General features: G+C 38.0%; 26 protein-coding genes and 1 tRNA gene. 19 read left to right on the forward strand and 8 right to left on the reverse strand.

Annotated features, from left to right (window positions below):
• The first annotated feature begins 90 nt into the window (after positions 1-90).
• The 5 genes from porK to RM545_RS08565 all read left to right on the forward strand — a co-directional run bounded on the left by porK (position 91) and on the right by RM545_RS08565 (position 5,854).
• A complete protein-coding gene (gene porK, locus RM545_RS08545; protein WP_311494904.1) occupies positions 91-1,458 on the forward strand; it encodes a T9SS ring complex lipoprotein PorK/GldK in 1,368 nt (455 codons plus the stop codon).
• 64 nt (positions 1,459-1,522) lie between these two features.
• Positions 1,523-2,179, forward strand: coding sequence for a type IX secretion system motor protein PorL/GldL (gene porL / locus RM545_RS08550; protein WP_311494905.1), 657 nt, complete (start codon positions 1,523-1,525; stop codon positions 2,177-2,179).
• 49 nt (positions 2,180-2,228) lie between these two features.
• A complete protein-coding gene (porM, locus tag RM545_RS08555; RefSeq protein ID WP_311494906.1) occupies positions 2,229-3,782 on the forward strand; it encodes a type IX secretion system motor protein PorM/GldM in 1,554 nt (517 codons plus the stop codon).
• Positions 3,783-3,798: 16 nt separating this feature from the next.
• Positions 3,799-4,692 (forward strand): type IX secretion system ring subunit PorN/GldN, encoded by an 894-nt coding sequence (porN, locus tag RM545_RS08560; RefSeq protein WP_311494907.1) that lies wholly within the window; start codon positions 3,799-3,801, stop codon positions 4,690-4,692.
• Positions 4,693-4,795: 103 nt separating this feature from the next.
• Positions 4,796-5,854 carry an NAD(P)/FAD-dependent oxidoreductase gene (locus tag RM545_RS08565; protein WP_311494908.1) on the forward strand — a complete coding sequence of 353 codons (1,059 nt, stop codon included), beginning with the start codon at positions 4,796-4,798 and terminating at the stop codon, positions 5,852-5,854.
• Positions 5,855-5,993: 139 nt separating this feature from the next.
• On the opposite strand, the gene rho is transcribed toward RM545_RS08565, so the two are convergent.
• Positions 5,994-7,736: a transcription termination factor Rho gene (rho, locus tag RM545_RS08570; RefSeq protein WP_311494909.1), complete on the reverse strand. Its 1,743-nt coding sequence runs from the start codon at positions 7,734-7,736 to the stop codon at positions 5,994-5,996.
• A gap of 192 nt (positions 7,737-7,928) precedes the next feature.
• Here rho and RM545_RS08575 point away from each other — a divergent pair, with 192 nt between their 5' ends.
• Positions 7,929-8,339, forward strand: a complete 411-nt coding sequence (locus RM545_RS08575; protein ID WP_311494910.1) for a DUF4293 domain-containing protein — start codon at positions 7,929-7,931, stop codon at positions 8,337-8,339.
• A 210-nt stretch (positions 8,340-8,549) separates the two neighbouring features.
• On the opposite strand, the gene RM545_RS08580 is transcribed toward RM545_RS08575, so the two are convergent.
• Positions 8,550-9,038, reverse strand: coding sequence for a metallophosphoesterase family protein (locus RM545_RS08580; RefSeq protein ID WP_311494911.1), 489 nt, complete (start codon positions 9,036-9,038; stop codon positions 8,550-8,552).
• A gap of 114 nt (positions 9,039-9,152) precedes the next feature.
• On the opposite strand from RM545_RS08580, the gene truA reads away from it, so the two are divergent.
• Together truA and RM545_RS08590 are read left to right on the forward strand one after the other, a co-directional pair.
• Positions 9,153-9,896: a tRNA pseudouridine(38-40) synthase TruA gene (gene truA / locus RM545_RS08585; protein WP_311494912.1), complete on the forward strand. Its 744-nt coding sequence runs from the start codon at positions 9,153-9,155 to the stop codon at positions 9,894-9,896.
• Positions 9,897-11,663: an ABC transporter ATP-binding protein gene (locus tag RM545_RS08590; RefSeq protein ID WP_311494913.1), complete on the forward strand. Its 1,767-nt coding sequence runs from the start codon at positions 9,897-9,899 to the stop codon at positions 11,661-11,663.
• Between the two features lie 79 nt (positions 11,664-11,742).
• Here RM545_RS08590 and cdaA read toward each other — a convergent pair whose 3' ends face one another.
• On the reverse strand, positions 11,743-12,516 hold the full coding sequence (gene cdaA / locus RM545_RS08595; protein ID WP_311485260.1) for a diadenylate cyclase CdaA: 774 nt from the start codon (positions 12,514-12,516) through the stop codon (positions 11,743-11,745).
• Positions 12,517-12,553: 37 nt separating this feature from the next.
• Positions 12,554-13,378 (reverse strand): dihydropteroate synthase, encoded by an 825-nt coding sequence (folP, locus tag RM545_RS08600; protein ID WP_311494914.1) that lies wholly within the window; start codon positions 13,376-13,378, stop codon positions 12,554-12,556.
• Positions 13,379-13,469: 91 nt separating this feature from the next.
• Here folP and RM545_RS08605 point away from each other — a divergent pair, with 91 nt between their 5' ends.
• From RM545_RS08605 to RM545_RS08630, 6 genes are all read left to right on the forward strand, one after another.
• The gene (locus RM545_RS08605; protein WP_311494915.1) at positions 13,470-14,012 is read left to right on the forward strand and encodes a DUF1599 domain-containing protein; all 543 of its coding nucleotides are present in this window, start codon (positions 13,470-13,472) and stop codon (positions 14,010-14,012) included.
• Between the two features lie 17 nt (positions 14,013-14,029).
• Complete coding sequence (locus RM545_RS08610) at positions 14,030-15,124, forward strand: BT_3928 family protein (protein ID WP_311494916.1); 1,095 nt, start codon at positions 14,030-14,032, stop codon at positions 15,122-15,124.
• Positions 15,125-15,282: 158 nt separating this feature from the next.
• Entirely contained in the window at positions 15,283-16,035 is a 753-nt protein-coding gene (tpiA, locus tag RM545_RS08615; RefSeq protein ID WP_311494917.1) for a triose-phosphate isomerase, read from the forward strand.
• Positions 16,036-16,878, forward strand: a complete 843-nt coding sequence (gene prmA, locus RM545_RS08620; RefSeq protein ID WP_311494918.1) for a 50S ribosomal protein L11 methyltransferase — start codon at positions 16,036-16,038, stop codon at positions 16,876-16,878.
• Positions 16,879-16,931: 53 nt separating this feature from the next.
• Positions 16,932-17,207, forward strand: coding sequence for an ATP-dependent Clp protease adaptor ClpS (locus RM545_RS08625; protein WP_311485254.1), 276 nt, complete (start codon positions 16,932-16,934; stop codon positions 17,205-17,207).
• A gap of 65 nt (positions 17,208-17,272) precedes the next feature.
• Positions 17,273-17,346 (forward strand) — tRNA-Arg (locus RM545_RS08630).
• Positions 17,347-17,754: 408 nt separating this feature from the next.
• On the opposite strand, the gene RM545_RS08635 is transcribed toward RM545_RS08630, so the two are convergent.
• A complete protein-coding gene (locus RM545_RS08635) occupies positions 17,755-17,979 on the reverse strand; it encodes a CDGSH iron-sulfur domain-containing protein (RefSeq protein WP_311494919.1) in 225 nt (74 codons plus the stop codon).
• Positions 17,980-18,268: 289 nt separating this feature from the next.
• Entirely contained in the window at positions 18,269-19,432 is a 1,164-nt protein-coding gene (locus RM545_RS08640) for an IS4 family transposase (RefSeq protein WP_311494920.1), read from the reverse strand.
• Between the two features lie 243 nt (positions 19,433-19,675).
• Between RM545_RS08640 and RM545_RS08645 the strand changes: the two genes are divergently transcribed.
• Entirely contained in the window at positions 19,676-20,218 is a 543-nt protein-coding gene (locus RM545_RS08645; RefSeq protein ID WP_311494921.1) for a phosphatase PAP2 family protein, read from the forward strand.
• Positions 20,219-20,415: 197 nt separating this feature from the next.
• Positions 20,416-21,297: a DUF808 domain-containing protein gene (locus RM545_RS08650; RefSeq protein WP_311494922.1), complete on the forward strand. Its 882-nt coding sequence runs from the start codon at positions 20,416-20,418 to the stop codon at positions 21,295-21,297.
• A gap of 234 nt (positions 21,298-21,531) precedes the next feature.
• On the opposite strand, the gene RM545_RS08655 is transcribed toward RM545_RS08650, so the two are convergent.
• Positions 21,532-22,875, reverse strand: a complete 1,344-nt coding sequence (locus tag RM545_RS08655) for a serine hydrolase domain-containing protein (RefSeq protein ID WP_311494923.1) — start codon at positions 22,873-22,875, stop codon at positions 21,532-21,534.
• Positions 22,876-23,564: 689 nt separating this feature from the next.
• Between RM545_RS08655 and RM545_RS08660 the strand changes: the two genes are divergently transcribed.
• From RM545_RS08660 to RM545_RS08670, 3 genes are all read left to right on the forward strand, one after another.
• A complete protein-coding gene (locus RM545_RS08660; RefSeq protein WP_311494924.1) occupies positions 23,565-23,726 on the forward strand; it encodes a hypothetical protein in 162 nt (53 codons plus the stop codon).
• A 298-nt stretch (positions 23,727-24,024) separates the two neighbouring features.
• Positions 24,025-24,675 (forward strand): flavodoxin family protein, encoded by a 651-nt coding sequence (locus tag RM545_RS08665; RefSeq protein WP_311494925.1) that lies wholly within the window; start codon positions 24,025-24,027, stop codon positions 24,673-24,675.
• Entirely contained in the window at positions 24,668-25,186 is a 519-nt protein-coding gene (locus RM545_RS08670) for an adenine phosphoribosyltransferase (protein ID WP_311494926.1), read from the forward strand. The genes RM545_RS08665 and RM545_RS08670 overlap by 8 nt, the downstream gene beginning before the upstream one ends.
• A 216-nt stretch (positions 25,187-25,402) precedes the next feature.
• Here RM545_RS08670 and RM545_RS08675 read toward each other — a convergent pair whose 3' ends face one another.
• Positions 25,403-25,555 carry an SsrA-binding protein gene (locus tag RM545_RS08675; protein WP_311494927.1) on the reverse strand — a complete coding sequence of 51 codons (153 nt, stop codon included), beginning with the start codon at positions 25,553-25,555 and terminating at the stop codon, positions 25,403-25,405.
• Positions 25,556-25,598: the final 43 nt, after the last annotated feature.

The following is a 25,598-nucleotide window of genomic DNA, read 5'->3' on the forward strand; positions in this document are numbered from 1 at the left end:
TACTGTATTTTTATTGAAAATATTGTTTTTTATAAAATAAATAGATAGGTTTACCGCCGTAAACCAATTGTCTTAACCCAGGAGAAAATTATGAAGAAGTTTATTTCGCTAGTTGCTGTTCTAACCTTGCTTGTTGGTTGTGGTCGAAGCGATCGCGGTCAGTTAGTAGGTGCGGAAGGGAGAAAGTGGAATCCGGAAAAACCGTATGGTATGACATTGATTCCGGGAGGTGCGTTTATCATGGGAAAATCTGATGATGATATTGCCGACCAAAGAAATGCACCGCCAAAAACGGTTACTGTGCGCTCATTTTATATGGATGAAACAGAAATTACAAATGCTGAATATCGCCAGTTTGTAAACTATGTAAAGGATTCTATCATTCGGGTGCGACTGGCAATAATGGCTGAAATGGAAGGCGCTGTTCCTGGTGACGGAGGTATTGGAGAATTTGCTTTTGCTGATTCAGATCCAGAAGATATGACTCCTTATGAAGAGTACATGTTAAATGCTTATGGCACTGGTGGCCCTGGTGACACCTATGAAAACAGAAGGTTGAATAAGGATGTAGATCTTTATACTTCTACAGAAGATTATCCCGATGTTTATTATGCAGAGGTAATGGACTCTATGTATATTCCTTTAGATGAGGTTTATAATGGGCAAAGGACTATCGATGTTAAAAAGTTAAAATTTAAATACTCCTGGATGGATATTCAGGCTGCTGCACGTTCCGAATCTGCAAGTCGTAGTGATTTCATTAAAACTGAAGAACTCGCAATATATCCTGATACCACAGTGTGGATAAAAGATTTTAATTATTCCTATAATGAGCCTATGCACAATGATTACTTCTGGCATAGTGCTTTTGATGACTATCCTGTTGTAGGGGTTTCCTGGAAACAGGCGAGGGCTTTTGCTCAGTGGAGAACTATTTATCATAACGAGTTCCGCCAGGAAAAGGATTTGGAGAATGTGCCAACGTATCGATTACCAACAGAGGGAGAGTGGGAATATGCTGCACGCGGTGGATTGGAAGGAGCTACTTATCCCTGGGGTGGTCCATATGCCAAAAACGACAGGGGTTGCTTTATGGCTAACTTCAAACCTCTTCGGGGAGATTACGCAGCAGATCAGGCTCTTTATACTGTTGAAGCCAAATCCTATGATCCAAACGATTATGGGCTGTATAATATGGCTGGTAATGTTGGAGAGTGGGTTTATTCTTCTTACGATCCTATTTCTTATGAATACATGTCTTCTATGAATCCTTCTGTCAATAATCCTGATGATATGCGAAAAGTAGTTCGTGGCGGTTCCTGGAAAGATGTGGCATACTTCCTGCAAGTCAGCTCCAGAGATTATGAATATGCAGATTCTGCAAGGAGCTATATTGGATTTAGAACTGTACAGGATTATTTGGGAACAGATGTAACTCTGAATCAAACCAACAGATAGAAAATCATTTAACTCAATTTCGAACCTTAACCTATTTACAAGAATTTAATTATTATAAAAAATTATGGCAAACTCAAAATCTACTAAGAAGATAACTAACATGGTGTACGGTTTAGGTGCATCTGTTGTAATACTAGGTGCATTATTTAAAATTATGCACTGGCCCGGAGGTAACCCAATGCTTATCGCCGGTTTGGTAGTAGAAGCATTAGTCTTTGCGTATTCTGCATTTGAACCTGTCGACGATGATCTTGACTGGGCATTAGTTTATCCCGAATTGGCAGGAGGGCCGGCTCAAACCAGAAATACTGCTGTTATAGAAGAAGAAAAGGAAGCAGATGGATTACTTTCCAAGAAACTTGATAATATGCTTAAGGAGGCTAAATTAGATGCAAATTTAATGTCTAGTCTTGGAGAAAGCATCCGAAATTTTGAAGGTGCGGCCAAAGGTATTGCTCCAACAGTTGATTCTATGGCTTCTCAAAAGAAATATAGTGAAGAATTAAGTGTAGCTGCTTCACAAATGGAGACACTAAACAATATCTACAAAGCACAGGTTGAGTCTGCTTCAAAACAGGCCGAGGTTAACAAAGCTGTGGCAGAAAATGCAGGGAGATTGAAAGAGGAAATGGATGCTTTAACAGCAAACATGTCATCTTTAAACAACGTATATGGTGGTATGTTAACTGCTATGAACGGTACAGGAAGAGTTGCTGGTTAATAAGATGTCCATCCCCAAATCAATCTTTATCAAAACATAAAAATAAAATATGGCATCTGGAAAACAATCCCCAAGGCAGAAGATGATAAACCTAATGTATTTGGTTTTCATCGCAATGATGGCCTTGAATATGTCCAAAGAAGTATTAACTGCCTTTGGATTAATGAATGAAAAATTAAGTGAATCCAATAACCTGACTGAGCTGCGTAACAGCGCATTTATGGCTGGACTAGAGGAAAAAGTAAGTGAGCAGCCTGCAAAGTATGAACCTTTGGTAGCAAAAGCAGAACGTATAGATTCGCTTTCCTCAAGCCTTGATTCTTATATACAGGAAATAAAAAATGAACTTGTGGCCGACATGGAAAATCCTCAGGATTATGAAGCTATGGATCAATCTGGCCAGCTTGATGAAATGTTTTTCCAAAGTGGAAGGATAAGTCCGAGAGGACAGGAATTTGTCGATAGAATAGATAATTACAGGGAAACTGTTGCCGGAATTCTTGGTGAAGAGTTTTCTGAAATTGCGGAGAAAGTGAGAAATGATTTTGCCACAGAAGAGCAAAATGTGGATGGAGCGAATGTGGATTGGCTAAAATATAAATTTGAAGGTTTTCCTTTAGTGGCTTCTCTTACGCAATTAACACAAATTCAGTCTGACATTAAGACCACAGAAAATCAGATTTTATCTGCTATGCTTTCAGGACAGTTGCAGAGCGAAGTTTCTATGACAAACTATTCTACTTTACTTCAAACTCCGAAATCTGCCTATTATCAGGGAGAGCAATTTAATGGAGCAATTGTTTTGGGTAGAACAGACCCTACTACAAAACCAAACAGAGTGGAGCTTACTCTGGATGGTAGGCCCTTAGATGAGTCAGATTATACTATAGACGGCGGGAGAGTTGTTTTAAATGTTCCTGCAGGTAGTGCAGGTCAGCACAAGCTTGAGGGACAATTGGTTTTTATGCAAGAAGGTGAAGAAGTGCCTGTAAATGTGTCTTCGGAATTTTCTGTAATTCCTAAACCTAATTCTGCTGTAATATCTGCAGATAAAATGAATGTTCTTTATCGTGGTGTACAGAACCCGCTTACAATTTCAATGCCTGGGGTGCCAGATAATCAAATTAGTGCTAATGCGCCAGGATTATCCAGGGTTTCTGGTAGTAGCTACGTAATTAATGTTACTAATCTTCAGCAAAGGGAGGTAGAAATTAATGTGACCGGAACTATAGATGGTGAAAGTTATCCGTCGAGTGAAACTTTTCGGGTAAAAGATATTCCAAGACCGGTTGGAACGATCCGTGGGGAAGATGGATCTGTTTCGATGCAGAGAAACAGTCTCGAAATTGCTACTGTTGGAGCAGCATTACCAGATTTTGATTTCGATCTTGACCTTAATGTTACAGGTTTCAGTTTAAAAGTACCTGGACAACCAACTATCAGGGTCAATGGTAATAGGTTGGACGACAGGGCACAATCTGCTTTAAGAAGAGCCGGAAGAGGTGAGTCTGTACAAATTTTTGATATTCAGGCATCTTTAGCAGGTAATTCCGATTATAAGCTTAAAAAGGTAGCTCCTGTTGTGATTGAGCTGACAAATTAAAAAAAAACTAAAAACAATGAGCTGGAGAGGACATTTATTTGGAGGCTTTATGATGCTTCTTGCCGGGGCATCTTACGGTCAGGCTAATATCTTAAACGCAGATACCCCCGAAGAAATTGGTCAAAAAACGGAGGCTCAAAAACTTGTTGAGCAAAATAACGAGCCGTTGGAGTATGGATATGTTGGAGACAGGGATATACTGTGGTCTAAAAATGTGTGGGAGATAATGGATCTGGATGAAAGGGTTAATTTTCCCTATTACTATCCAATAGATACCAACAATATTGGCAATAACCGGCGCTCTCTTTACGATGTTCTTATAGCCAGCATAAAAAATGGTGATATTACAAATATTTATGCCGATTCTTATTTTAATGAGAAGCGGACTCTAAAGGATATAAGTGCTACTATATCAAAAGTGGATACTACAGATCTTGGTATTGAACAATACAATGCCGGGGAAGAAGTGGATGAGCAGTTTATTGATCGTCGGGATTTAGGTTCTGCAGATATTGCTGAATATCACATTCGTGGTCTTTGGTATTTCGACAAAAAACAGGCTGAGCTTAGGTACCGTATACTTGGAATTGCACCGGTAGCACCCGATGTGAACTTTATCGATTCAGGTCAGACCGATTTGGTAGAGCTTTTTTGGGTTTTTTATCCAGATGCTAGGAAAGCCCTTCATGAAGCTAAAGCATATAATGGTGCCAATACAGCTCAGGATCTTTCTTTTGATCATCTATTAAATTCCAGGAGATTTAATGGTATAATTTATAAAGAAGATAATGTACAGGGTGATCGTGAAATTGATGAATATATTCCTCAAAATGCATTCATGCAACTTCTCGAATCAGAGCGTATAAAAGAACAAATCCGCAATTTTGAACAGGATATGTGGAATTATTAAGCATCGATCATTTCTAAAAATATAGAGAAGCCGTTTAAAATTATTTTAGACGGTTTTTTTATTGATTACAGTTAAAGAAATTTTCTTTTTTTACTTTTATAGGATGTTAGACTATATCATAGTAGGTTTAGGTCTTAGCGGACTCGCAGTTACATCGCATCTCGGCAAGAGAAACAAGTCCTTCAGGGTGTACGAAAATTTGTCTCAGAAATCTTCCCTTGTGGCAGGAGGTATTTTTAATCCAGTAATTCTTAAAAGGTTTACTCTTGCCTGGAATGCAGATGAACAATTGAAAATGGCTATTCCCTTTTATCAGCAATTTGAGGAAAAATATGGGGTAAAGCTTCTTTATTTCTGGGATATCTATCGAAGATTTAATTCAGCCGAGGAACAAAATAACTGGTTCGATGCGGCTGACAAGCCCGGTTTGGGGAATTTTCTGGATACCCAGTTAATTAAGGAAATAAATCCTCATGTCTATGCAGATTACTCCTTTGGAAGAGTTTCCAGTACCGGCAACATAGATACTGAAATTTTGTTAAATGAATACCGGAACGATCTGGAAAAAAGGGATGTTCTTAAATATGAAAGATTCGATTATAATCAGATTATTACCGAAGCTAATCATGTAAGCTATAAAGGAGAAAAAGCTAGAAACATTATTTTTTGCGATGGCTTCGGATTAAAGAGAAATCCCTTTTTTAATTATCTGCCCCTTCATGGCAACAAAGGTGAGTATATAACCATATTTTCAGAAGAATTGAAGTTGGATAAAGCGGTTAAATCTTCAGTGTTTATTATGCCTATGGGTAATGATCTCTATAAAGTAGGAGCCACATATGATAATGTGGATAAAACACCATCACCTACAGTGGATGCAAGGGAGAAGTTGATGAGCCAACTTAATAAAATAATTTCCTGTAAGTATGAAGTAATAGATCAGGTAGCAGGAATACGACCTTCTACAGCAGATAGGAAGCCGCTGGTAGGCCGGCATCCAAAAATCGCAAATTTCTACTGCTGCAACGGTTTTGGTAGCCGTGGTGTACTTATTGCGCCCAGTGTGTCTAAGGAACTTGTAGAAATGATTGAGGATAACAAGGAACTTTCTCCGGAAATTGACCTGAAACGATTTACCCGCAAACATTTTAAAGGCGATTAATAGCTATTTTGAAGTGTAGGTCGAAAATTGCCAATTTTTATGCTTCACTTTAAAACATTACAAACGAGCGATAACTCAAATTTTCGGGAATAAAAAAACCGGACATTTCTGCCCGGTTGCATATCTTCAGAAGAAAATCTTACCCATTCATTGAGATCAAAAACTCTTCGTTGTTCTTCGTTTGTTTTATCCTGTCGTTGATAAACTCCATAGCTTCGATAGGGTTCATATCGGCAAGATATTTACGCAATACCCACATACGTTGTATCGTAGCTTCGTCCAGCAAGAGGTCATCACGGCGTGTGCTTGAAGAAATAAGGTCGATGGCAGGGAAAATTCTTCTGTTAGAGATTCTTCTGTCCAGCTGAAGTTCCATGTTACCGGTTCCTTTAAACTCTTCAAAAATTACTTCATCCATTTTGGAACCTGTCTCTGTAAGGGCGGTTGCAATAATAGATAAAGATCCGCCATTCTCGATGTTACGGGCAGCACCAAAGAAACGTTTTGGTTTGTGCAAAGCGTTAGCATCCACACCACCGCTTAAAACCTTACCACTGGCAGGTTGTACGGTATTATATGCACGGGCAAGACGTGTAATAGAGTCCAGAAGGATTACTACATCATGACCACACTCTACAAGTCTTTTTGCTTTTTCCAGGACGATATTTGCTACTCTAACGTGCTCATGAGCCTCTTTATCGAAAGTAGAAGCTACAACTTCTCCTTTTACGTTGCGCTGCATATCTGTAACCTCTTCAGGACGCTCATCAATAAGCAATACGATCTGGTAAACTTCAGGATGATTGGCAGCTATCGCATTGGCAATATCCTTAAGGAGCATTGTTTTTCCAGTTTTTGGCTGGGAAACGATCATACCACGTTGTCCTTTTCCGATAGGAGCGAAAAGATCCATGATCCTGGTAGAGATACTACTTTGCTTTTCAGCAATATTGTATTTTTCTGTAGGAAAAAGTGGAGTTAAATGCTCGAAAGAAACCCGGTCCCGAACAACCTGGGGATCAAGACCATTAATTTTACTGATTTTTATAAGCGGAAAATATTTTTCTCCTTCTTTTGGAGGGCGAATCTGCCCAAGAACAGTGTCCCCGGTTTTTAAACCGAAAAGTCTAATTTGCGATTGTGAAACATAAATATCATCAGGAGAAGTAAGATAATTATAATCTGAAGATCTTAAAAATCCATAATTATCCTGCATAATATCAAGAACACCTTCGCTCTCTATAATAGCGTCAAATTCGTAATCTGGTTCACGGTAACGGTTTCTACTGTCGCGGTTTCCGCTGTTTTTTCCAGAATTGGAATTGTTATTGTCCCTGCTGTTGTGGTCTCTGTTTCCAGAGTTATTGTTGTCCCTGTTTCCAGAGTTGTTGTTGTGGTCCTTTTTCCCTCTTGAATCCTTTTTGTTGTCCCTCGGGTTTGGTTTGTTACCTTTAGGAGTGTTTTTCTCATCTTTTGAATCCTTTTGCGTATTGCTCTTGGATTGGTTTTTATGAGTATTCTGAGGCTTATCAGAATTTGATTTATTAGAATGTGAAGGTGTTTCAGGTTTTTCGTCGGAAGTTTTATTTTCTTCAGGAGCCGAAGATTTTTCCTGCTTTCTCGGAGGCTTTTTATTACTTCCAATTTTTCCGCCTTTAGCTTTCTTTGGTTTATTATCTGATGATGAAGAAGGCGATGCGGGTGCTTCGTTTTCCTCTGTTAGAACCTCCTTTACTTTCGCCGGGTTTGAAGCCTGGTAATCTAATATTTGGTATACAAGATCAAGTTTTTTTAGGCTTCTGAACTTTGGGACATTTAAGGTTTTAGCTATCTCCTGAAGCTCAGGAAGTTTCTTAGCTTTTAATTCTGAAATTTCAAACATGAATAATTACGAATAAGTTTGTTTGGATTGATTTAACTTCTCCGGGAAGAATCGAAAATATTTTTGGAGTCTTAAGTAACCTGTTTTGAATTGGTTACGAAATGTTCCTGCAATAATACGACTTTATTTTAATTTTTAAACAGGTTTTCTGAAAAGAATCTTTATTTTTGTCAGTCAAATTTAGATGTTATCATGCTACAACGCATACAAACGGTTTATCTTTTTTTAGCGGCTATAGTTAGCCTTGGATTAATATTTGTTTTTTATCTTTGGGAAAATTCCATTGGAGAAACGGTTTATGCCGAAGATGAACTAATGGTATTTATAATGTTCCTTTTATCAGGTGCATTATCTTTGGTAAGTATTTTTATGTTTAGAAACAGAAAGCTGCAGTTTGTACTGGGCCGCCTGAATATATTATTAAATTTTTTTTTACTAGGAGTGTTTGTTTATTGGTTGCTAAATGTACCTGGAGAGCAAGATATCTCAGAGAAGGGTATTGGGATGTTTCTTCCGATAATTTCTATCGTTTTTTTAGTGCTGGCCAATAAGGCTATAAAAAAGGATGAAAATCTCGTAAAATCTGTGGACCGATTACGATAAGCCTATCATCTTAGTAGTATTAGTGCGTAGAAAAACCCGAAGTGAAAGCTTCGGGTTTTTTGATTTTTATTGTCTGCTGAATTACTCTATATCAGCAGACCTCACAGGTCTCAAAGACCTGTGAGGTCTAATAATAAAGATCGAAAATTGCCATTTTCAGGTCATCGTCAAAATTCTGCTGCTGAATTTTTTCTTTTTCTGAAGTAAATTTTATTCCAGTTCAATAACCTCAAGATCAAGGATCTTTTCTTTTTCAATTTTAAACCGAAGCATCGTCCTTTTCTTGTGGAAGCCCTGTTTACCTGCGGCTCCGGGATTCATGTGAAGCAATCTCAGGTCCTTGTCGTTCATTACTTTCAGGATATGGGAATGTCCGCAGATAAATAATTTTGGCGGATTTCTTTTTATTTCCTCCCTTATTGCCGGGGAGTAGTTTTTAGGATAACCACCTATATGTGTGATCCATACATCTACATCTTCGCACATAAAACGCTGGTTTAATTGGAATTCTTTCCTTACTTCAGCATTATCTATATTTCCGTAAACAGCAATTACAGGATTTATCTTCTTAAGTTCATCAGTAACGCCAACATTTCCAATATCGCCCGCGTGCCAAATTTCATCAGCCTCACCAGCGTAGTGGAGGATTCTGTCGTCTATATGATTGTGAGTGTCACTTAGTAAAAGTATTTTTTTCAAACTGGGATCGATTAAGTTTATTCATTCATTTAGAAACCAAAAGCTTCATGGGATTGCAGCTGTAATAATTGCCTTATCTTTGCATTTCGCTAATGTAAAAAATAATATTTTAGGTTGAGGTATTTCTTGGAACTGGCTTATTTGGGAACTGCGTACCATGGTTGGCAAAGGCAACCGAATGCCGTTTCTGTCCAGGAAAAAATTGAAGAAGTTTTAACGCGTTTACTTCAGCAGAATATAGAAATTGTAGGTGCGGGAAGAACAGATGCCGGTGTACATGCAAAGCAATTGTTTGCTCATTTTGATGCTGATGTAATTCTGGATGCAGAGGAAATTAAATTCAAAATGAATTCCATGCTTCCTAAAGATATTGCGATAATTGACATTTTTGAGGTACGACTGGATGCTCATGCGCGTTTTGATGCTTTAAGCAGAAGTTATGAATATCACGTGATTCAGCATAAAGATCCGTTTGTACTAGATAAGGCCTTTTACTTGAAGAAAGATTTGGACATTACGAAAATGAATGAAGCAGCAGAAATATTAAGAACTTACACCAATTTTAAGTGTTTTTCGAAATCAAGAACAGATGTAAAGACTTATAATTGTAAAATTGAGTCGGCGGTTTGGAAAAGATCGGGAGATTTGTTGGTTTTTCGTATAACTGCCGACAGATTCCTACGGAATATGGTTCGTGCCATTGTTGGCACTTTATTAGAGATTGGACAGGGGAAAAGTTCCGTAGACAATCTGCATGAAATAATAAAAAGTGAAGACCGGGGAAGGGCAGGAACCTCAGTTCCGGCACAAGGTTTATTTTTAACCGAAATAAAATATCCCAAAATAGCAGTAGCGTAAATGGCGTCAAAAACAGGAAATGCTTTCGATTTTAATTTATTTAAGCGCTTGCTTAAGTATACAGATCCTTATAAAAAGACTTTTTATCTTGTAGGGGTTGCTGCTGTACTTCTTTCTGTAGCTTCTGTTTTACGGCCGTATTTATTAAAAGTAACAATAGACCAGGCAATAGTTCCGCAGGATTATAGCGAGCTTCTTTACTATATTCTGCTTATGAGCGGTGTTTTACTCGCCGAAGTTCTTTTTCAGTTTTGTTTTATTTATTTTGCGAACTGGTTGGGACAGGAAGTAGTAAGAGATTTAAGGGTAAACCTTTTTGAGCATATGCTTCAGTTTAAAATGAAGTATTTCGATAAATCTGCTGTTGGAAGGCTGGTAACCCGTGCCGTGAGTGATATCGAGACCATTGCAAGTATTTTTAGTCAGGGTCTTTTTATGATCATTAGTGATTTATTAAAAATGCTTGTGATTTTGGGGGTAATGTTCTATCAAAGCTGGCAACTGACTTTGCTCGTGCTTACCGTACTTCCGTTTATTATGTATGCTACGCGGGTTTTTCAGAAGAAAATGAAAATTGCTTTTGAAGAAGTCCGTACGCAGGTCGCAAACCTCAATACCTTTGTTCAGGAGCGTATTACGGGAATGAAGATTGTTCAGCTTTTTACTCGCGAAAAAGAAGAGTATGAAAATTTCAAAAATATTAATGATAAGCACCGGAAGGCCTGGGTGAAAACGGTCTGGTACAATTCAATTTTTTTTCCAATTGCAGAAATGTCTACATCCATTACTATCGGTTTAATTGTTTGGTTCGGGGGATTACGTGCTATAGAAAGTGATGCGGTGAGTCTTGGGGTGATCATCATGTTTATAGAATTATCACAAATGTTGTTCAAGCCGCTGCGACAAATTGCAGATAAGTTCAATACGTTGCAGATGGGAATGGTGGCTGCCAACCGTGTTTTTGGCGTGTTGGATACCAGATCTACTATTAAGGATGAAGGTACAAAAGAGGTAAAAGATTTGAGAGGCGATATCGAATTTAAAGATGTGCGCTTCTCTTATGTTGATGATGAAGAAGTGCTGAAAGGTGTATCTTTTAAAGCTAATGCCGGGGAAACCATTGCTATTGTTGGGGCAACGGGCGCCGGGAAATCTACCGTAATTAATTTACTGAACAGGTTTTATGAAATTAACGGCGGACAAATTTTTATTGACGGGCTGGATATTAATTCCATAAAACTGAAATCCCTGCGATCACAAATTGCGGTGGTACTTCAGAATGTCTTCCTGTTTGCTGATACTATCATGAACAACATTACGTTGGAAAATCCCGAAGTTACTGAAGAAGACGTTATTAATGCAGCAAAGCGTATTGGTATTCATGAGTTTATAGAAACACTCCCTAACGGCTATTACTATAATGTAAAAGAAAGGGGCGCAATGCTTTCTTCGGGACAGCGGCAGCTTATTTCTTTTCTTCGAGCATTTGTGAGTAATCCCAGTATACTTGTATTGGATGAGGCTACTTCTTCAGTAGACTCCTATAGCGAACAATTAATCCAGGATGCGACAGATAAGATTACGCAGGGAAGAACTTCCATTGTTATTGCCCACAGGCTAGCAACGATTAAAAAGGCCGACAAAATTATGGTAATGGAAGCCGGTGAAATTGTGGAAATGGGAACCCATCAGGAATTACTTCAGAAGGAGAATGGCTATTATAAAAACCTTTATGAAGTTCAATTTAAAGCGGAAGAAGCGGTTTGATCCACTACTAATTCTGGAAAAAGAATAAAGAACGCTACGCTGCAAGAATCAAGAGCAAAGACTTAATTTTTTTGACAGTTTAAGAAAGATCCTCCTTCATTTTCTCTATAAGTTCGTCAGTGGTTTCGAACATCACAAATTCCCCGTCTTTTATATAAGAAATCTGCCCGGTTTCCTCACTCACCACAAGTGCAAGTGCATCGGTTTTTTCAGTAATACCAACAGCGGCACGGTGGCGCAAACCAAAACGAAGCGGGATGGACCTGTCGTTGGAAACCGGAAGGATCACCCGGGTTGCTGTAATTTTGTTGTCTTCAATAACAATTGCGCCGTCATGAAGTGTGCTGTTTTTATAGAAAATTGACTGTAGTATGGGCTTGTTAAGTTTGATGTCCATATCATCGCCAGAGTTTTTAACAAAATCCAGGCTGGTACTTTTTTGAATCACAATTAAGGCACCGGTAAGACTTTTGCCCATCGCTTCGCAGGCTTTTACGATAGCTTCTACATTGGTGCTTGTTTCGTCATCCTCCCTGGAAAAACGCCAGCTTCTAAAAATCCTGTTATTATGAGTGAAATTTGTGGAACCAATCATAAGCAAAAACTTCCTTATTTCCTGCTGAAAAACTACAATAAGGGCGAACATCCCCACGCCAATAAACTCTCCAAGCACATTGCTTAAAAGCTCCATTTGAAGAAGCTGAGTGAGCCACCAGCCAAGGTAGATAATTACAATCCCCAGGAAAATATTTACCGCCACAGTTCCCCTTACGAGTTTGTACAAATAATAGAGCAGGAGTGCCACAAAAACAATATCTACGATATCGAGAATACGAAGATCAAGAATGTTCAATTTTGTTTGGGTTTTTGTAAAAATATGAAATATACAATTACTTTTCTATGCGCGCGACCAATTTCACACATTCGGCGGCTTCTTTTACATCGTGGACACGTAAAATATTTGCTCCTTTTTGAAGAGAAATGGTATTTAGAACTGTTGTTCCGTTTAAAGCATGTGCTGCAGTGGTATTAAAGGTCTTGTAGATAAGAGATTTTCTGGAGAGACCTGCCAAAATTGGTAATTCAAGCAACTTAAAGGTTTTCAGATTGGATAATAAATCGAAATTCTGCTGAATATTCTTCGCAAATCCGAATCCGGGGTCAATAATGAGGTCATTTATGCCGAAATCACGTGCTTTTTTCACTTTTTCTGAAAAATAGAGCAGAATTTCCTGTATCAGATCGTCATATTGGTTCATTTCCTTCATACTTTGCGGAGTCCCTCTCATGTGCATCATAATATATGGCACTTGTAATTTGGCAATTATCGGCATCATATTTTTATCCAGACTGCCGGCAGAAATATCGTTAATGATATGGGCGCCCGTTTCTATAGCTTTTTCGGCTACTTTACTGCGGAAGGTGTCTATGGAAAGGATCGCATTGGGAAAATTCTTCAGAAGTAGTTGAATAACCGGAATTACACGTTTAATTTCAGCTTCAACTGAAATATCTTCGGCTCCGGGGCGGCTGCTGTAGCCTCCAATATCGAGAAAATCTGCACCTTCAGATAACATTCGCTCTGCTTTCTTCAGAACATCATTTTCGGTTTCGGTACGGCTTCCGGAGAAAAACGAGTCGGGCGTGATATTAATAATGCCCATAATTTTTGGTTCTGAAAGGTCGATGAGGTTTCCCCTGCAGTTTATTGTCATTTTTATATATTTAGCCTGTGTAGAACGGAATGAAATTAACTTTGACTAATCGGAATATTTGCCCGAAATTTACGCAAATTACTACTCTTTTATGCAGGATACTTCAAAACAATATGATGAGGTGGTGGAAACCTGCCGCAGCCTTTTCGCGAATAAAATGAAAGATTACGGAAGTGCCTGGCGCATTTTGAGATTGCCTTCTCTTACCGACCAGATTTTTATAAAGGCACAGCGGATTAGGAAACTTCAGGAAAACGAGGTGCGCAAAGTAGATGAAGACGAAAAATCTGAATTTATCGGGATTATAAATTACTCCGTTATGGCCCTTGTTCAGTTAGAAAAAGGAATTGCAGAGCAACCCGATTTGGAAGCTGAAGAAGCTGCTGTTTTATACAATGAAAAAATCGCGGAAACCAAGGCTTTAATGATGAACAAAAATCACGATTATGGTGAGGCCTGGCGTGATATGCGCATTAGTTCCCTTACAGATCTTATTTTACAAAAGCTGCTAAGGGTAAAGCAAATTGAAGATAATAAAGGAAAGACGCTGGTGAGCGAAGGTATAGATGCCAATTATCAGGATATGATTAATTACTCGGTTTTTGCACTGATTTTGATGCAGGAAGCGGAGTAGCATAAAAAGCAAATTACATGAAATTATTAGTGGGAATCGCCCGGGTGGTGGTAGGTGTTTTATTCATTTTTTCTGGATTTATAAAACTTAATGATCCCGTTGGGTTCTCTTTTAAACTGCAGGAATATTTTAGTCAGGGGGTTTTAAACATCGAAGTACTTATTCCTTTTGCGCTCGTCATCGCTATCCTGCTTGTGGTTTTTGAGCTTGTGTTGGGAATTATGCTGCTTATTGGCTATCTGCCAAAATTTACGACCTGGAGCCTGCTCCTTATGATTGTCTTTTTTACTTTCCTCACCTTTTATTCGGCATACTTTAATAAAGTAACCGACTGTGGTTGCTTTGGTGATGCTATCCCGCTTACGCCTTGGCAGTCTTTTATAAAAGATGTGATCCTGCTTGTACTTATTGTATTCTTATTTGTTAAACGGAAATTGATAACACCGGTTTTTGCGCCGGCATCACATAGATGGATTATCTTTCTATCATTTATGCTGAGTTTTGTTTTTTGTTATTATGTTTTAATGCACCTTCCGGTTTTCGATTTTAGGGCCTATAAAGTTGGTGCGAATATTCAGGAAGGAATGGAAGTTCCTGAAGGTGCACCGGAGGCGATTTATGAATATAACTGGAAATTTCTTCATGAGGGAGAAGAGGTGATCATTACTACCAATGGGCAATATCCGCAGCAGGAAGGCGAATTTATAGAGGTGGAAACAGAAATTATACAGAAAGGTTATGAACCGCCAATCCATGATTTTTATATTCAGAAGGATGGAGAGAATTTTACTTCAGAAATACTGGAAGCAGAAAAGGTCTTTTTTATAGTAGCTTATAATCTTAGAAGTACTGAACAGGATGGATACGCGGCCGTTAAGAGGCTAAGTGAAGAGGCTTTGGGGAAAGGTTACAAAGTTGTGGGAGTGACTTCGTCTGGAGAAGAACTTCAGCAGCAAATAATTGAAAAATATGAACTGAACTTTGAGTTCTATCAGGGAGACGAGACTGCATTAAAAACAATTGTACGTTCCAATCCCGGGCTGTTGGTTTTGCGAAAAGGTACAATTACTCAAAAGAAACATTGGTTTGATGCGGCTGATGTGGATTTATAAATCAAATCCAAATTCTGATAAAAAATTGATAAAAAACATTGCTTAAATGCAAAGCCTTGTGCTTATGTTTTTTGTTATCGATATATTTGTGAAACTCAGCAAAACTGAAGAAAAAACTAAGTGAAATTTTATCCTGAAAAGGATCCAACCAAAATATTATGAGAAAACAAATAGTAGCAGGAAACTGGAAAATGAATAACGATCTTGCCGAAACGCAGGAACTTCTTTCCCACATTAAAATGCAATTGGTTAAAGAACCTGAAGCAGAAGTTATGGTCGCTCCTTCTTTTACCAACCTTTACAGCACTTTTGAAGCTCTAAAAGATACACCCATAAAAGTGGCGGCACAAAACATGCACCAGAGTAAGAGCGGTGCTTTTACAGGAGAAATTTCTGCATCTATGCTTAAAAGTATTGGTGTTACCACAGTTATTTTGGGACATAGCGAGCGTAGAGCACATTTTCATGAAACGAATGAAATTCTTGCAGAGAAAGTGAATACGGCTATAGAGAATGATATGGAAGTAATTTTCTGTTTTGGGGAGGAACTTCAGGATCGTAAAAGTGAGAAGCATTTTGAGGTGGTTGAAAAGCAACTTAAGGAAAGCCTTTACCAAATTTCTGAAGGTGCGTGGAGCAAAATCATCCTGGCTTATGAGCCTGTTTGGGCCATTGGTACAGGAGAGACTGCTTCTCCGGAACAGGCACAGGAAATGCACGCTTTTATAAGAAAAAATATTGCTGAAAACTTTAGTGAAGAAATTGCAGAAAATGTTTCTATTCTTTACGGTGGAAGTGTAAAGCCGAATAATGCAAAAGAAATTTTTGCCAAGAAAGACGTAGATGGCGGACTTATTGGCGGAGCTAGCCTTAAGGCCACTGATTTTATTGCACTGGTAAACTCCTTCTAAATGGCATCAAATTATCTTGAATTCAAATTCACTATAGATCCTGTCCAACCGGCTTCAGAAATTCTGATAGCCGAGCTGGGCTATCTTGGATTCGAGAGTTTTGTTGAAAATGAAGACGGAGTTACGGGTTACATTCCTTCAGAAGAATTTGAAGAGGACCTTTTTGCAGGCGTACATATTTTACAGTCAGATGAATTTCAGATTAAATATTCCCGTGAGGAAATTGAGCGGGTAAACTGGAATGAAGAATGGGAAAAGAATTTTAGTCCGATAATCGTGGATGATATTTGCAGTGTTCGGGCACCTTTTCATCCAAAGCCTGATACGGATTATGATATTGTGATTGAGCCAAAAATGTCATTTGGGACGGGACATCATGCGACCACGCATATGATGATCAAGCTTATGCTAGAGAATGAATGGAAAGGAAAATCTGTTCTTGATATGGGCTGCGGCACGGGGGTACTGGCTATTCTGGCGGCTATGAAAGGGGCAGAAAAAATTGAAGCAATAGATATTGATAATTGGTGTTACCTGAATACGCTGGAGAATATACAGCGCAACGATTGTGAGCATATAGATGTTGAGGAAGGCGGGGCAGAGCTTCTGGAAGGAAAAAAATATGACAGCATTCTCGCCAATATTAATAGAAATATACTACTGAAGGATTTACCTGTTTATGTTAAGACCTTAAATCGTGATGGGGAGCTTTACTTAAGTGGCTTTTATACAGAAGATCTAAAGGTGATTGAAAAGGCCTGTATAGATTTGGGTTTAAGTTATATGAACCATGTGGAAAGAAATAATTGGGTAGCTGTAAAGTTTTCATTGTTAGATTTTTAGGTGAAATTTGTATCTTTAAACCTTAAATCTTTTTATTTAAAAACTGATTGAAGATGAGCACGAAAGAAGAAGTTTTAGAAAAGAAAAGTACAAAAACGAAGACGCAGAAGGAAAATGAGATTGTACTTTATAATGATGATTACAACACTTTTGATCATGTAATAGAAACGCTGATCTATACCTGTGACCATACTCCGGAGCAGGCAGAGCAGTGTTCGCTTTTAGTTCACTACAAAGGAAAATGCACGGTAAAAACAGGTCCTTATGATGATTTGGAACCAAGATGTTCCAAAATTTTGGATGCCGGGCTCAGTGCAGAAATAGTTTGATCTAAAAAATATCACCTATATCTTTTCAGAAATTAAAATAAACTTTATATTTGCACCCGCAAAAAGGCCTTGTGGCGCAACTGAATAGCGCACCTGATTACGGCTCAGGAGGTTCCAGGTTTGAATCCTGGCAAGGTCACTAAAGCTAATGTCAATTAGCACCAAAACCACGCAAATCTTAGGATTAGCGTGGTTTTTTTAGGTTTTGGGCATTCATTTAATTTGATTCGATTTAAAATTTTAGCAATTCGGTTACCTTGAAATCAAAAAGTTAGCAATGCTAGCTTCTTGAAAAGAGCATCTATAATTGAACTTGTATAGTTGTTTAAACTTCATCTCAAGTTGTCAATTTAAAAGATGATAATTGTGCGAACTTCAAACACATTTTTAATTCTTTTTTGAATAGATCCAAAAAGGGTATTTATGATCAAATAATTATCACGTTTTACGTATGCCTTTTTCTTCAAGGTTAAAAGAAGATTAGAAATTTTATTACAAGTAAAGACAAAAAATATAAAATTCAATTTTCCAGATCACTTCTTCCGCTTTATACCTTCTTTGGAGGTAGATCAAAAGCTATAGCTTCATGTTCAAAATGATTCCTGTGAGATCCGTCGCAAAAAGGTTTGTTACTAGATAATCCGCAGCGGCATAGTGTCACCTGTTCGCGGCCACCAAGGTCATAAAGATTTCCGTTTTTATCTACTATTTCAATATCTCCCGCGACAACGAGGGATCCATTGTTGTTTACCGCAATTCTTGTTTTAGCCATTTGTATATATTTTTATGAGGTAAGCAATTTACGTCTTTATTAGTAGTATAATGGGAAAAATGAGGTTCAACTGGTTTTTTCAACCTGGAGTTATCATTTCTTTATTATTGTTCTTCTTCTTTTAGAAGAACAAATTCAAAGTCGCCTCTGGAAATCTCTGTGGATGATAGTGTCACCTATACTGAATTTGATGCCATCTTCAGGTGAAAATTTGTTAAACAGGGTTAAAGCTTATTAAGATTTTTTAAAAGAATTTCTTCAACCTGTATTTTGATTCATAACTATCCAGTTAAAATAGACTGAGGGACAGCTGGTTATAATTAAGTTCTTTGACATTACTGTTATCTATATTTATAAAAAGCTCATTTACAGGGGTCTTATCTAATAATGAGATGCCTAGGATCTGTAATATTTCGAAGGTGGAGCGTTTTAATTTCAGTTTATCAGCTACAATTGAAACCAAACAATAAGCACATATCGCGCAATAAATCTGAATTCTTACGGCATTTTCAGATGTTCCCCAAAATGATTTTATTTTCAGGTGTTGTTTGATCCATTTGAAAAATAGCTCGACCTGCCATCTGTTTTTGTACAGTAGGGCAACATTGGCCGCAGAAATGTTCATGTTGTTGGTCAAGAAGACAAAAGTTCTGTTCGACTCATTATCATAATATTTCACCCTACGAAGTTTTGCGGGGTAATCCTTGGAAGTATAAAAACCGCTTATTTTTCCAATTTGATCACATCGAACCCCAGTAAGCTTATCAACTTTGTTAGAGTACATCCGCTTGAATTTTGTATTTGACTTTGCACGAATTACAAAGTAAGCGGAACAACGTTCTATTTTGTACAGCCGAGTAAAATCAAGGTAAGCCCGATCAAATATATAGTGAGCACCTACTTCATAAACCAATTCATCCATTGCCTTTACGTCATGGACGTTGGCAGCGGTAATATGCAGAAAGGCTGGTATTTGTGTATTAGTATCATATAAGGTGTGAAGTTTGATCCCGCCTTTTGCCTTTCGAAATTTCGCCCACCAAAAGACATTTAAACAAAGATCTATGGTGGAGGAATCGAAGGCGTAAATGTTTCCTTTGATTTTAAAATCGTCAGAAGAATGTAATTCCCTTGCAATGGAAATCAAATGATAAGCAAAATCTTCAAAAATTTTTGAGCTGCGAACTTCATTGGCTTTTGCAAGGTTACTTCTGGTAACACTTTTTCCCAATCCAAGGTGATAGGATTTTCCACTATGTGCATCTAAAGCAACTATTAGGTCTCGAAGGCTTTCCCGATTAGTAAGTTGACCGAATAACATACAAAGCAATTGGTTCCAGCAAGTGAAATGTTTCACATACTTGTTTCCATTATAATTTTTCACAAACCCATCGAAAACCCGTTGGGGTAAATATCCCGTCAATTGTGAGAAAACATATTTTCCTTGATTCATGTTAGCCGATTTTTAGAGGCTAAACCTAATCAATTCAAATCGTCACGCCCAAATGAAGCTTGTAACGTGTAGATTATCAGTAATTTCAAAGAACATTTAAAAGTTTTTAATGGACACTAATGATTTTGATTTAAAACAAAATTTTTTCCAACTTCTAATACACCTGTTTCAATAAATACAAATAGAATAACGGGGTACACCTTTGATTCGATAATCTGGTGGTTACAGCTGCGGCAAAACTTTTTGATATGCCTGTTTTTTATCTTCTTCTTATCTCCTACAGAAGGCCACAGCCAGTTCTTTAACCCTGATGATTCTTTTATAGAAAATTCCGGTGATGCAACTGTATTCTTGTTACCCATATCAGCAGCTGCCACGACCCTTATTGTTGAAGATTACAAGGGAACCTGGCAGTTCACCAAAAGCTTTGCTCTAAATCTTGCTGTGACCGGTGCAGCCAAAATCCTGATTAATAAGCAGCGCCCTTTGCAAGGCGGCGACTATGCATTCCCTTCAGGACATACTTCTGTAGCTTTTCAGGCTGCATCATTTTTTCAACGTAGATACGGCTTCAAATACAGTCTTCCAGCCTATGTTCTTGCAGGTTATGCCAGTTTTAGACGAATTCATGCAACCAGGCATGGTGGCTGGGATGTACTGGCAGGGGCTGTTGCGGGTATAGGTAGCACCTGGATTTTTACCAATCCTCGTGAAGAAGAGAATATGCAGCTCACTTTTAGCAATTCAGATGAACATTATTTGCTGGGCTTTCAGTACACTTTTTAGGTTTTTGTATCAGTTCGAAGGTCAATCTTTTGATCAGCATGGTTATCAAAAGAAGCCGAGTGCAATAGTCAGAAGCTTGTCTTAAAATAAAGCATTTGTTACGACATTGAATTTCTGAACGAAAAGATTATTTCTGCAATTCATGAATTTCAATTTATTAAATACGCTTATCTTGCCCTTCAAATAATAGATCAATTATGGCTTCAGGATTTTTTGCACTGCTCGATGATATAGCAACTTTAATGGATGACGTAGCGGTGATGGGAAAAGTCGCCGGTAAGAAAACAGCAGGATTATTAGGGGACGATTTAGCCGTAAATGCAGAGAAAGCATCCGGATTTATGTCTTCCAGGGAATTGCCGGTGATTTGGGCTATCACTAAAGGCTCGCTTTTGAATAAGTTAATTATTCTCCCTCTGGCATTTCTGCTTAGTGCCTTTGTACCTTCAGTTATTACAGTTATTTTAATAATTGGCGGACTTTACCTTGCCTACGAAGGTGCAGAAAAAATATATGAATTTCTTTTTCCTCATTCCCACAAACAAGAGACTCCCAAGCTTGAAAAACTTTCCGAAGAAGAAGTTCTAAGCAGGGAAAAAGAAAAAATAAAGTCGGCCATCCTTACAGATTTTATACTTTCCGTAGAGATTGTAATTATTGCCCTTGGTGCCGTTGAAAATGAAGCACTACTTAACCAGATTATTGTAGTTTCCCTAATTGCCCTCGTAGCCACCGTTGGAGTATATGGGATTGTTGCATTAATCGTGAGGATGGATGAGTTTGGTGCCAGGCTCATTGACTTAAACAAAAAGGAAAACAGCATTTCAGATAAAATTGGAAGGCTACTTATTAATGCTCTGCCTAAAGTAATTATAGGACTTTCAATTATTGGGACCATAGCTTTACTATTGGTTTCAGGAGGTATTTTTGTGCACAACCTTCATTTCCTGCACAATGTTCTTGAGAGTTGGCCAGGCATAATTGTGGAGTTCTTAATCGGTCTCATAGTTGGTTTTCTGGTCTTGTTGATCGTAAAGGGAATTATCGGGATCTGGAAAAAGCAGAATAAAAAGCAATAGGTTTAAAAACTGGTTATTAAAACTTTAATTCATAAAAAAATACCACTTTTTAGGTATTTCGTAAACACTTATTATCATCTACATTTCGCATATATTAGAAGAAGTCTTAGGGGTAATTCTTCTTCTTCTTTAATAATAAAGCAGGTAATGTTGGGGGCATTTCCTGCTTTTATTATTTATAATCTACTGTTTCTGCTATTTTTAATACCTGTTACAATATTAATCCACTAGCCACTAAAAAGCTTCTAATATCTCCTTTAGGAAATTATTAATATCAAATTCAGGGGACTCCGTAAGGCCAAAGCGAACCACTACAAGCTCTTTTGAAGGAATTATAAAAATATACTGACCCTGGAAACCATTGCAGGAAAACATATCCTTCGGCACATCGGGATATTTAGCTTCAGCATTTAACCAAAAATGTGCGCCGTATTCACCATTAGAACCATTTGTAGGCTTTGAGGTATAATCTACCCAGGATCCATTTAAAATCTGTTCTCCGTTCCAGTTTCCATTATTAAGATATAACAGACCGAATTTTGCCCAATCCCTTGCAGTTGCCCAGCCATAGGAAGAGCCGATGTAACTCCCGTTTAAATCTGGCTCTATGATCATGGAGTGCATCCCGATTTTGTCGATAAGTTCGCTATACCAAAAATCCATGTATTCCTGGTGTGTGGAAAATTGATCCCGAATAAAACGTGATAACAAATTTGTAGTTCCAGAGGAATAGTTCCAGCTGTTATCAGGTTCACCTTTTAGAGGTTTTTTTATCTGTACGCCGGGCATGTCCCCTTCTATAAAGAGCATTTTTGTAACATCAGAAATTTTGGTATAATCTTCCTCCCATTCCAGGCCGCTGTTCATTTGCAGTAAATTGTTCAGAGTGATTTTAGAACGTTCGTCATCTTCCCACTCTTTAAAAAGATGATCCTGGGAGAGCGAAATTTTCCCTTTTTTCTCAAGTATCCCCAAAATCGCACTTGTAACACTTTTTGTCATGGACCAACCCAGAAATTTTGTATTTGATGAAAACCCTGGCGCATATTTTTCTTCAATAAGCTTATTTTTATGAAGCACTAATACAGCCCTTGTTTTCTGGTAATTTTTGTCTTCGGCATCAAAGGCATTTTCCACAGCAAGCCTCAGCGCTTCGCGGTTTACAGTCCGAAAATTGGCATTTTCAGGTTGCCGCTGTCCAAAAGGATAAGGTAAGTCCAAATTAAAAATCTGGCGGTTAGGAACGGGAAGCTTTGGAACAGCTTCAGAAGTGTTTTCAGGTAAAAGAATGCTGCCAATACCTTCTCTGTAAACCGAAGTTCTCTTTTTTAATCCGAAAATAGTCGAGGAAACCGATTTTGCCTCAAAATCTATCTCATTTTTAGCGTAAAAAACCGGAAGGAAATTATTATCCCCGGCTTCTATGGATTTGAGCTCTCTTCCTGCTTCAAATGTGCAGGAACATACATTTTTGGCAGCAAAACCGGTGAGAATATTCAATTTTGGGTAATTGCGGTAAACAAAATAAGCTAAGGAAGGGAAACCCAGAAGGAGTCCGTATTTTAAATTTTTGTTCATGAAGTAGGCTGGAATTATTCGGCAAAATTAAGGATTATTCAGCCGCGTTATATAGAATATCCTTTTAAAAATACCTTAAATAATGATTTCCCATCATCAGGCCATGTTTTTTTCTCAAGCCCGAAAATTGCTGTTATTGAAGGTCGGCTTTAAAACATTTTTTCTTCGGAATTTCTTCGGAAGTCAATCCTGCTAATACGATCAGCTTATTTATCGACGACTTGTTTTGGCGTTACCTCGTCTTTTATTTGTAATGGAAGAAGGAGTTTTCGAACTTTAGAATTACATCCATTGCTCCTGAAGGTTTTTAAAAAGAAGTAATGGAATGTATATCCACGGACTTACTAATGAATTAGACAAAGAAAAAAGCGAAATCCTGAAGAAAATTCGAATGCCAGCTTATTTGTAGCTTAAGCATGAGTAGGGTCATGCTTAGGCTTCAAGCTGGCATTCTTTATGATGAGCAGATAGTCGGATTTTTAGGTCAGCAATTACATCTTCATGAAAAATAATTTTCATCGACCCCCTGTGGAGCAATTAGCTTTCGAAGAAACTGATCTCGAAAACTCTTTTGCTTTTTATGATACATTATAAATCCCTGTTAAAATACTTTTAATCAGCTATTTGAACTTTTTCGAATTCATTATATTTAGGAGAAAGGAATAACAACAGAACAAAAAGAATGTATTATGAGTAATAAAGAATCAGATAGAAGAGAATTTCAGGACGAAAAAGATGCGAAGAAAAATCCGGAATGGAAGAATGCCAACCGCGATGAACAAAGAAAAGAAGATGCGAAGCGGCACGATAAATTTGAAGAAGATAAAAATAAGCAACGAAAAAATGAATAAACTTTTCTGAAGAAAAATCCAGGGGCTGTTCAAAAGTGAAAATCTGATACTGAAATTTCAGTAGGTCGAAAATTGTCATTTTTGTGCAGCCTCTTTTTTATGGAATCTTTATTCTTAAACGACAATTTTCAGAATTGAAAATTCAGATTGTGGATCCGTTTTTTGTTCCACATTCCTTAAAAATCTAATAAAGTATGCTGAATGAACGTTTTTATAGGCTTCTTTAACCTCTTATTAACTGCTTTTATAATTAGAATTAAATAAGTTCAGCTAAGTATAATTTAAAAAAAAATCAAAAATGGCACTAAAAGCTCTATTTCTTAATTGCACCCTTAAAAAATCACCGGAAACTTCAAATACCGAAGCATTTATTAAAAATGCTGAAAAAATTTTCACAGAACTTGGCGTAATCTCTGAAATTGTGAGGGTGGTAGACCATGACGTGCATTTCGGGGTGACTTCCGACGAGGGTGAAGGAGATGCGTGGCCTTCAATTCTTGAAAAAGTGAAAAAAGCAGACATGCTTATTCTGGCAACACCAATTTGGCGAGGGGATCGGGGCTCTGTTGCTAAAATGGTCGCAGAACGCTTTGACGGCATAATGTCTGAAGGCAATGACGAAAATGGCCAATATCCTACCTATAATAAAGTAGCCGGCGTAATGATAGATGGAAACGAAGATGGTGCGAAAAAGGCAATTTCCAGCATGCTATTCGATCTTTCTGAACACGGATTTACAGTTCCTGTGAATGCTTTTACATATTACGTTGGGGAAGCCGGTCCCGGACCTTCTTATATAGAAGCCGAAGGGGATAAACATGAATTTACAAATAATATGATCCTTCTCATGGCGCATAATATGGTACACCTTGCAAAGACTTTAAAGGAAAACCCTTATCCTACCCAGGTGAATAAACTTGAGGAGAAAGCGGAGAAAATGAGTGAGTAAAAAATGCAAATGCATAGTCAGTTTTTTATGGGATTTCCCGAAGGAGGGAATTTCATATAAAGATATTACTCCGATGCTACAGGATCCAAAAGCCATGGATCATGCGGTCAATTTGTTTGTTGAAAGGCTTAAAAGTCAGGATATTGATATTGTGGTTGGAATTGAATCCCGCGGATTCTTCTTTGCGGCTTTACTCGCTCAAAAACTGAATGCGGGTTTTGTTCCGGTAAGGAAAAAAGGAAAATTACCTGCAGAAACTTTAGAAGAAAATTACGATCTGGAATACGGGATTGATGTGTTAGAAATTCATAAAGATGCAATTTCGAAAGGGCAGAATGTGCTTGTTCACGATGATGTTCTCGCCACCGGAGGAACGGCTCGCGCGGCCTGCAATTTAGTCGAAAGGCTGGGAGGAAAGGTGGTACAGTGCAATTTCCTTATAGAACTGAGCTTTTTAAACGGAAGAAATAAGATTGCCGGTTTCCCAGTTGAGTCGCTTATCCAGTACTGAGTTGTCACGTCGAGCGCAGTCGAGACGACGAGGGCTCAGGACGACTGTTGAAAACGTGAAATGTCTTCAGAGTCACACTAAGCTTGACGAAGTGCGGACTTAATAGATTTGCTGATTTGCCAATGTGATGATAGAAATGTTTCCACAGGAAAAGAAGTTTTCCAGAATTCAAATTACGCGCAGTCAGGTAGAGAAATACCGCACTCACAGAAGAAATTAATCCAGAGAATTTTTTGTTACCCAAAGCTTCCAGCCGATAATTGCCTTTTGGACATTGGTGGCTTTCTGAAGGTCCAGTTGTTGCTGGGAGTAGCTGGGGAAGATCTTCTTGTTTGCTTTTGCGAGGGCTTTAAAAAAAGTTTTCTTCATGATAATGTATCCTTTTCCCAAAGATATTAAATTATAAATGCTT

The organism is Autumnicola lenta (assembly GCF_031846515.1).
Classification (GTDB): domain Bacteria; phylum Bacteroidota; class Bacteroidia; order Flavobacteriales; family Flavobacteriaceae; genus Autumnicola; species Autumnicola lenta.

What these genes read in the sequence shown, in the direction of transcription:
- porN (WP_311494907.1), top strand. Translation starts at nt 3,799, where the DNA reads ATGAGCTGGAGAGGACATTTATTTGGAGGCTTTATGATGCTTCTTGCC.
- porM (WP_311494906.1), top strand. Translation starts at nt 2,229, where the DNA reads ATGGCATCTGGAAAACAATCCCCAAGGCAGAAGATGATAAACCTAATG.
- RM545_RS08655 (WP_311494923.1), bottom strand. Translation starts at nt 22,875, where the DNA reads ATGAACAAAAATTTAAAATACGGACTCCTTCTGGGTTTCCCTTCCTTA.
- RM545_RS08590 (WP_311494913.1), top strand. Translation starts at nt 9,897, where the DNA reads ATGGCGTCAAAAACAGGAAATGCTTTCGATTTTAATTTATTTAAGCGC.
- RM545_RS08640 (WP_311494920.1), bottom strand. Translation starts at nt 19,432, where the DNA reads ATGAATCAAGGAAAATATGTTTTCTCACAATTGACGGGATATTTACCC.
- porL (WP_311494905.1), top strand. Translation starts at nt 1,523, where the DNA reads ATGGCAAACTCAAAATCTACTAAGAAGATAACTAACATGGTGTACGGT.
- RM545_RS08605 (WP_311494915.1), top strand. Translation starts at nt 13,470, where the DNA reads ATGCAGGATACTTCAAAACAATATGATGAGGTGGTGGAAACCTGCCGC.
- RM545_RS08650 (WP_311494922.1), top strand. Translation starts at nt 20,416, where the DNA reads ATGGCTTCAGGATTTTTTGCACTGCTCGATGATATAGCAACTTTAATG.
- RM545_RS08565 (WP_311494908.1), top strand. Translation starts at nt 4,796, where the DNA reads ATGTTAGACTATATCATAGTAGGTTTAGGTCTTAGCGGACTCGCAGTT.
- RM545_RS08675 (WP_311494927.1), bottom strand. Translation starts at nt 25,555, where the DNA reads ATGAAGAAAACTTTTTTTAAAGCCCTCGCAAAAGCAAACAAGAAGATC.
- prmA (WP_311494918.1), top strand. Translation starts at nt 16,036, where the DNA reads ATGGCATCAAATTATCTTGAATTCAAATTCACTATAGATCCTGTCCAA.
- porK (WP_311494904.1), top strand. Translation starts at nt 91, where the DNA reads ATGAAGAAGTTTATTTCGCTAGTTGCTGTTCTAACCTTGCTTGTTGGT.
- RM545_RS08660 (WP_311494924.1), top strand. Translation starts at nt 23,565, where the DNA reads ATGAGTAATAAAGAATCAGATAGAAGAGAATTTCAGGACGAAAAAGAT.
- RM545_RS08610 (WP_311494916.1), top strand. Translation starts at nt 14,030, where the DNA reads ATGAAATTATTAGTGGGAATCGCCCGGGTGGTGGTAGGTGTTTTATTC.
- RM545_RS08665 (WP_311494925.1), top strand. Translation starts at nt 24,025, where the DNA reads ATGGCACTAAAAGCTCTATTTCTTAATTGCACCCTTAAAAAATCACCG.
- RM545_RS08635 (WP_311494919.1), bottom strand. Translation starts at nt 17,979, where the DNA reads ATGGCTAAAACAAGAATTGCGGTAAACAACAATGGATCCCTCGTTGTC.
- folP (WP_311494914.1), bottom strand. Translation starts at nt 13,378, where the DNA reads ATGACAATAAACTGCAGGGGAAACCTCATCGACCTTTCAGAACCAAAA.
- RM545_RS08625 (WP_311485254.1), top strand. Translation starts at nt 16,932, where the DNA reads ATGAGCACGAAAGAAGAAGTTTTAGAAAAGAAAAGTACAAAAACGAAG.
- rho (WP_311494909.1), bottom strand. Translation starts at nt 7,736, where the DNA reads ATGTTTGAAATTTCAGAATTAAAAGCTAAGAAACTTCCTGAGCTTCAG.
- tpiA (WP_311494917.1), top strand. Translation starts at nt 15,283, where the DNA reads ATGAGAAAACAAATAGTAGCAGGAAACTGGAAAATGAATAACGATCTT.
- RM545_RS08575 (WP_311494910.1), top strand. Translation starts at nt 7,929, where the DNA reads ATGCTACAACGCATACAAACGGTTTATCTTTTTTTAGCGGCTATAGTT.